Origin of the sequence: Frankia gtarii, assembly GCF_025403375.1 — a bacterium.
Taxonomy (GTDB): domain Bacteria; phylum Actinomycetota; class Actinomycetes; order Frankiales; family Frankiaceae; genus Frankia; species Frankia gtarii.
On sequence record NZ_JAMPTM010000053.1, the window covers coordinates 24,309 to 30,318 of the forward strand.

At 68.6% G+C, this 6,010-nt stretch carries 7 protein-coding genes; 4 read left to right on the top strand and 3 right to left on the bottom strand.

All coding sequences use genetic code 11. From position 1 onward, the window contains the following. The first annotated feature begins 101 nt into the window (after positions 1 to 101). A complete protein-coding gene (locus NBZ83_RS10760) occupies positions 102 to 350 on the top strand; it encodes a hypothetical protein (protein ID WP_261565113.1) in 249 nt (82 codons plus the stop codon). Positions 351 to 837: 487 nt separating this feature from the next. Here the strand turns inward: NBZ83_RS10760 and NBZ83_RS10765 are convergent, their stop codons facing one another. Continuing rightward, positions 838 to 1,008 (bottom strand): hypothetical protein, encoded by a 171-nt coding sequence (locus NBZ83_RS10765; RefSeq protein WP_261565114.1) that lies wholly within the window; start codon positions 1,006 to 1,008, stop codon positions 838 to 840. A 449-nt stretch (positions 1,009 to 1,457) separates the two neighbouring features. On the opposite strand from NBZ83_RS10765, the gene NBZ83_RS10770 reads away from it, so the two are divergent. Continuing rightward, a complete protein-coding gene (locus tag NBZ83_RS10770; RefSeq protein WP_261565115.1) occupies positions 1,458 to 1,958 on the top strand; it encodes an RICIN domain-containing protein in 501 nt (166 codons plus the stop codon). A 193-nt stretch (positions 1,959 to 2,151) separates the two neighbouring features. Here the strand turns inward: NBZ83_RS10770 and NBZ83_RS10775 are convergent, their stop codons facing one another. Beyond that, the gene (locus tag NBZ83_RS10775; protein WP_261574884.1) at positions 2,152 to 2,985 is read right to left on the bottom strand and encodes a LuxR C-terminal-related transcriptional regulator; all 834 of its coding nucleotides are present in this window, start codon (positions 2,983 to 2,985) and stop codon (positions 2,152 to 2,154) included. 251 nt (positions 2,986 to 3,236) lie between these two features. On the opposite strand from NBZ83_RS10775, the gene NBZ83_RS10780 reads away from it, so the two are divergent. Beyond that, positions 3,237 to 3,692: a hypothetical protein gene (locus NBZ83_RS10780; protein ID WP_261574885.1), complete on the top strand. Its 456-nt coding sequence runs from the start codon at positions 3,237 to 3,239 to the stop codon at positions 3,690 to 3,692. A gap of 147 nt (positions 3,693 to 3,839) precedes the next feature. Here NBZ83_RS10780 and NBZ83_RS10785 read toward each other — a convergent pair whose 3' ends face one another. Continuing rightward, positions 3,840 to 5,456 (bottom strand): tannase/feruloyl esterase family alpha/beta hydrolase, encoded by a 1,617-nt coding sequence (locus tag NBZ83_RS10785; RefSeq protein WP_261574886.1) that lies wholly within the window; start codon positions 5,454 to 5,456, stop codon positions 3,840 to 3,842. A 203-nt stretch (positions 5,457 to 5,659) separates the two neighbouring features. Between NBZ83_RS10785 and NBZ83_RS10790 the strand changes: the two genes are divergently transcribed. Continuing rightward, on the top strand, positions 5,660 to 6,010 hold a 351-nt coding region (locus tag NBZ83_RS10790), incomplete at its 3' end, for a TetR/AcrR family transcriptional regulator (RefSeq protein ID WP_261574887.1).

The window sequence follows — 6,010 nt, forward strand, 5'->3', positions numbered from 1 at the left end:
GCCTGCCCGGACCGCAAAGACCCGCGCTGCCACGGGAGCCGTCGAGCCCCTGGCCGCCGCACAGTCATTCCAACGCAACGACCTGCCTCAGGAGGTTCACGATGTTCGCCATTCTTCCGCTGCTCGGCGGGGTTCTGCTGGGCCGCTTCGCCTCGACCCGCATCGCGGTCGCAGTCCAGATCGCGTTCTACGCGATCGCCTCGGCGGTACTCGTCGCCACCGCCCCGGACCATGGCGGCAGCCACACCGACGGCCTCTGGCTCAGCCTCGTGCTCGCGCCGTTGTCCGCACTCACCGTCTTCATCGGCTGGACCTGGCGCCGGCGCTCCCAGCGCTCCGCGCGCGTCTGACGACAGCCTGCCGATCGGGCCCGGTCAGCGCCGGTAGCTGGCGGGCGGATCGGATCTGCCTCCGGCCGGATTGGTGCGGCGGCTCACGGGCAACCCGCTGACATCCATGCCGCGTGCGGAGGCGGCATGCCAGCGGAGGTCACCACCGGACCAGGAAGCTTTGCGGTCAGCGGGTGCTCCAGTAGCCGCAACCCCGCCAGCAGCGCCACAGCACTACTCCGGTTCGCTGCCGAACGCGGATGAATGACGAGACTCCGCCTCGCCATCTCCTGCCGCGTTGCCATCCGCCGAGCATGCTGGGTCGACGCATCTCCCGTCGGCAGAAACGTCGGACGGACCCGTACTCGACCACCTTGGGCGACCTCACGCGGACCGGATAGGATCACCGCCGCTACGGCCAGCGGCAACAACACCACCGCAGGGAACATGAACGCTGCCAGGAGACACGCCCCGCGAGCTACCCAGAAACGGCGGCGCATGACTTCCTCTATTGCGCGTCGACCGTCAGGCCAAATGGGTGAATTTCACCGTCGAGCGCCTCGGTGCCCATGACGTCGACCAGTTCACATCCGGCCTGAGCGAGCAGGCACCGGTACTCGTTCTCGGAGATGAAGAAATCCAACGCCGCCCCCGCGGCCACGGCCTCCCGGACGGGCATACTCCCGCCGGAATCCCCCATACCGGCTGAGCCTGCCATCGGGCGTGCCCGCGGCCCCACCCGGGCGGCCTCCTCCGGCCACCGCGGCCGGCACTGCAACGCCTTCCGGGCTCCGGCAGGGGAAGCGGACCGTTACACGGTCTGGCCGGCCCGGCCCGTCGACAGCCACGTGATCGACCACCGTGCGAGCGTCGGCAGATGTCCGGTAGACGACATCCATTCTGATCATGCCGGCGTAGCAGCGGACAGCGGCCCGCTATACCGCCGGCTGTCGGGAATCACCCGCCTTGAAAATTGATCCGGTGGCCAGGCGAATCGCGCCATCATGGCCCTCCGACCCATACGACGAGAAACGACCACGAGAGCCCAGTCAACACGCTTCCGGTAGCGGTGTCGACTCTGCCGTTCGGAATGAAACCAGCCGCTGCCGAACCGGATCAAGGATTGCCATGATCATAAAATTCAGTCGATTTCGCCGGATATTCTTCGCGACTCTTGCAGCCACTCTTCTTGCGCTAGGGGTTTCCGTGGTGGACGCCCCGGTGGCCTCGGCGGCGCCCGCCACATTCACCCTGCGCTCGCAGCTGAACAACAAGTGCCTGGAACTCCTCTCCTTCAATAACAACAACGGCGCGCCGGCCGGCATGTGGGACTGCTGGGGAGGCGCCAACCAGAACTGGTACTGGGATGGCAGCCAGATCCGGAACCAGATGAACAACAAGTGCCTGGAACTCCTCTCCTTCAACAACAGCAATGGCGCACCAGTGGGCCTGTGGGACTGCTGGAACGGCACAAACCAGCGATGGTACTGGGACGGCAGTCAGCTTCGGAACAGGTTCAACAACAAATGCCTGGAAGTTCTCTCCTTCAACAACAACAACGGCGCAAGAGCTGGCCTGTGGGACTGCTGGGGAGGCGCCAACCAGCACTGGTACACGAGAAACAACTAGCCAACACATCGAAATGATCGGATCGACGGACGAACGCGTGACCCGACCCCGATCCCGCAACCGCGGGTGAAGCGGTCGGGCTGCGAGGTGGACGCTTTTGCGGGGCAGGTCGAAGTTCGCTTTGCCGTACAGGCGCCTTCGACCTGCCCCGAGCGGGCGGCGCTGCTGCGGTTCACTCCGCCTTTCGATGAGGCTACCCGGCGAAGACAGGGCGTTCGGCCGCTGGTTCCGGGGCCGGCTGTGCCTCTCGCACCGCGGCGACCACGGCGGCTCTGCTCTGCAGACCCAGTCTGCGATAGATCTGTTCCAGGTGTTTGTGCACGGTGCGCGGGCTGATTCCCAGGGCGCGGGCGATCTCGCGGTCACCGATCCCGTCGACGAGGCGAGCCACCACCTCGCGTTCCCGGGGGGTCAGCCCCGCGAGGCGGCCGGCGGCCCGGTCCGCCGCCGAGGCGTGGCGCTGGGCGTCTCGCAGCGCGCAGGTCAGCCGGGTGAGCCGCTCCCGGTGCGCGATCGCCTGGCAGACCAGCGGCGAGACGAGGTCGAGCAGTTCCCGGGCCCGCCCGGAGAATCCTCGCCGCGACCGGTTGAACACGAGCAGCGCGCCCTGGCGGCGGCCGACCGTCACGATGTTCAGCAGCTGGTCATGGGTCTGGCGCGGCCGGTAGAAGTCGGCGTAGATCGGCAGGCTGCGCAGGGCGCGAAGGTCCACGAGGTCCGTCAGGGCCACGGAGCTGCCGGTGGGCAGCCGTCGTTCTCGGTGGGCGATGAACGCCGGATGCTGCCCGAGCACCGCGGCGAAGGCAGCCGACTCGCTGAGGTCGGTGCTCGCCGGCTCGACGACGGTCGCCAGCAGCCGCTGGCCGGCGTGGTCGACCCGGCAGTAGGACGCCGAGTCGCAGCCCACCATGGCCGCCAGCCGGGCCAGCACCGGAGTCGGCATCTCGCCGCCCGCGGAGTCCCCATGTAGGACGCCCACCAGCTCCAGGATATCTCGCAAGTCCTTCTTGGTGGCTTCCGCCGGCATATCTGCACCTCCTCCTGCGCCCGCAATCGCACGCGCGTCCTTGCGCGAGGATTCCATCCCCGGCTAGCCTGGGGATGCGGTTGTCCGCCAGCAGACACATTGATTACCGGTCACCGCGGGACGCGGGGCCCGGCTACGCAGAAGTGCGTATTCCTCGGTGGCCCGCGGAGCTGGTTCGGTGAGGTCGACACATTCAAGCGGCCACGCTTCGACGAATGCGGTGTGGCCCATTTTGAAAGAGGTCGACCGAGATGTCTCGTTTCATCATCACCCGCCCCCGTCTGTTCGCCGCCGCGACCGCGCTGGCGGTGACCGGAGCCCTCGGGGGGACGGCGTTCGCCGCCGACTCCCCCGCGGACAACGTCGGGGAGTCGTCGCCGCGTACGTCGAGCGCGCCGGCGGTCAGCGCACTGCCCGTCGACGCCCCCCGCTTCGCCGTGATCGACCAGAACGGCCAGGTGGTCCGCGGCAGCCTCGGCGTCACCGCCGGTCTCACCAGCGCGCAGAACGTCGAGGTGCTGTTCGACCGGGACATCCGAGGTTGCGCGTACACGGCGACCATCGGCGGTAAGGCGACCGATGTGCCGTCGCCCGCCTTCATCACCGTGGCGCAGCGCGGCGGGAAGGTCAACGGCGTCTTCGTCGCGATACGCAACAGCGACTCCACCAAGACGACCCGGCCGTTCCACCTGACCGTCACCTGCTGACGATCGTCACCGGCACAGCGGCGCAGCGGCGCCCTACCCGCTCCCCCTCGCGGCCGCCGCCGGTTGCAGGTTCTGGTTGGCCATCTCACCGGCCGCCGCTCTCGTTGCGAGAGATGGCGGCCGGCGAGGAGGCTTCACCGCGTCCGTTTATGACGTGGCGGGTTTGACGGGGTAGCGGCCAATCCAGTGGTAATTGTTGTTGGCTCCCGGGGGTGTCGCTGTCCGGGAGATGAGTGGGTTGGTGGGTGTGACGGTGATCGTGCGGTGTGGGGTGACCCCGGGGGCGGTCGGCATGGTCAACGACGCGGGCGCCTGACCGGCCTCGACCCAGGACATGAGGGGAGTCACAAAGTCGGGGGTGACCTGCGGGTCGCCGCCGCCGATGGCGAGGCAGTGATACTGGCCGGGAATCAGGTAAAGCCGGGAGAACTGCTCGGCGTTGGCGTATCCGTTGGCCTGATGTACGACGGCACCGTAGTAGTCGACGGTGCCGAAGGGAGGAATGGCCTGGTCGGCCCAGCCGTGGTAAAGAATGATTTTTCCGCCGTGGGCGTGAAAGGCTGACAGGTCGGGGTTGAGGGCGTCGTTGACCGCACTGGCGGCGTGCTGGACGGCGTAGGCCTCGGACGTGAACGCGATGTCCTGCAGGTTCTTCGGCTGGCCGGGCCGGGCGGTCGGCGCGAGATAGTCGTAGTAGTTGAGAGCGAGCTGGCCGGCGATGGAGTCCCGGGTGGCGTTCGGGTCGGCGGCCGGGCCGAAGTCCCAGGTGGGCCAGGCGAGTTCGGAGCCGTAGGGCAGGCCGCCGTCGTAGAGGTTGTGTCCCTGCTTGTCGACGGGTCCTCGGTAGAAGTTGCCGACGACGCCGATCTGGGCCGGGGTCAGGCAGGACGGCGTGTCCTGGCCGTCGGGGCAGCGCAGGGTGGCGGGGTTGAAGTTGCAGGTCCGCGGGTCGTCGATGAGTCCGTCGGGGCCGGCGCAGGCGGCCATGACGGCGGTGTGCAGGGCGCCCATCTTGTCGGGTCCGAGGATCTGGTGGCCGGCGGCGTCGGTGTTCACCCGGGCGATCCACGGCTCCAGGAAGCCGACGAGCCCGATCGCGTCCAGGGCCGGAGCCCCGGCGATGATGCCGTTGAAGTCGGTCGGGTAGCGCTGCGCCTCGTTGAGAGCCTCCCGGCCGCCGTCGGAGCAGCCGTCGAAGTAGGAGAACGTCGGTGGCTGCCCGTAGAAGGCGCGGATGAGGGCCTTGCTCACGAGAGCGAGGCTGTGCTCCGAGGCGTAGCCGTAGACCGTGCGAGCGGCGGGATCACCCTGTGCCCACAGGGCGTCGGTGACGCCGGCTCCGACATGGCCCTCGTTGTCGGTCGCGAGGACAAGCTCTCCGTTCGTGACCGGCACACATCCGGTGGAGGTCTGCGGCTGCTGGGTCAGCTGCACCCGGCCGCAGTAGCCCCCGCAGCCCTCCTGCAGGTACTGGCCGTGCCAGGTCGACACCGGCAGCTGGATCTGGAAGCTCGTCTGGGGGCCGATGTAGCCGGTGACGGTGCAGGAGGCGACGCCTTGTTGGTGGTCGGTGCGGCGGTCAGCACGCGCGCCGGCGCGTCGGGCACCGTCGTCAGGTCGAAGCTGGTGAGCGCCGCGCAGTCCATCTTCGCCGGGATGGCGGGTGCCGGCGGGGTTGCGCCGGCCCTCGCGGGGGTGACCGAGCCGGCGACCGACAGCGCGATCGCGGCCACCGCGGTCACGAGGACGACGGCGAACGGGCATCGGCGCCGGGTGCTCCCGCGGGCGGCAGCAACCGCGGCGACGGGGACGGCGGCGGGAACGGGGACGCCGGATGGTGGTCCGACCGCCGACAGGGACGGCCAGAGCCGGGGGACATGCACAGACAACCTCCTAGAACATCCGTTATAACGAGTGTTATAACGGATGTTGTAGCCTAGGTTGCGCTTCATGGCAAGGGACATGGCGTGACAGGTGGCCAGGGCATCGCCGCGGACGGGCCCGGCGCACAGGTCCCCTACATCCGCGCGGCGCTGCAGGTGCTGGCGCAACACGGTCCCGCCGGTCTGACCGTCCGGCGGGTCGCCGAGGCGGCCGGCACCTCGACCATGGGCGTCTACACCCGCTTCGGCAGCCGTAACGGCATCCTCGAGGCGCTCTACCGGCGGGCCTTCGGCATGCTGCACGACGCCCTCGCCGAGGTACCCGTGACGACCGACCCACGCGGCGACCTCATCGCCCTCAGCCTCGCCTACCGGCGCTTCGCCCTGGACTACCCGCCCCGCTACACCTTCATGTTCGAGCGCCCCGTCCCCGAC

Coding starts and splice junctions, on each gene's coding strand:
- NBZ83_RS10760 (WP_261565113.1), top strand. CDS start 102: ATGTTCGCCATTCTTCCGCTGCTCGGCGGGGTTCTGCTGGGCCGCTTC.
- NBZ83_RS10765 (WP_261565114.1), bottom strand. CDS start 1,008: ATGCCCGTCCGGGAGGCCGTGGCCGCGGGGGCGGCGTTGGATTTCTTC.
- NBZ83_RS10770 (WP_261565115.1), top strand. CDS start 1,458: ATGATCATAAAATTCAGTCGATTTCGCCGGATATTCTTCGCGACTCTT.
- NBZ83_RS10775 (WP_261574884.1), bottom strand. CDS start 2,985: ATGCCGGCGGAAGCCACCAAGAAGGACTTGCGAGATATCCTGGAGCTG.
- NBZ83_RS10780 (WP_261574885.1), top strand. CDS start 3,237: ATGTCTCGTTTCATCATCACCCGCCCCCGTCTGTTCGCCGCCGCGACC.
- NBZ83_RS10785 (WP_261574886.1), bottom strand. CDS start 5,456: ATGCCCGTTCGCCGTCGTCCTCGTGACCGCGGTGGCCGCGATCGCGCT.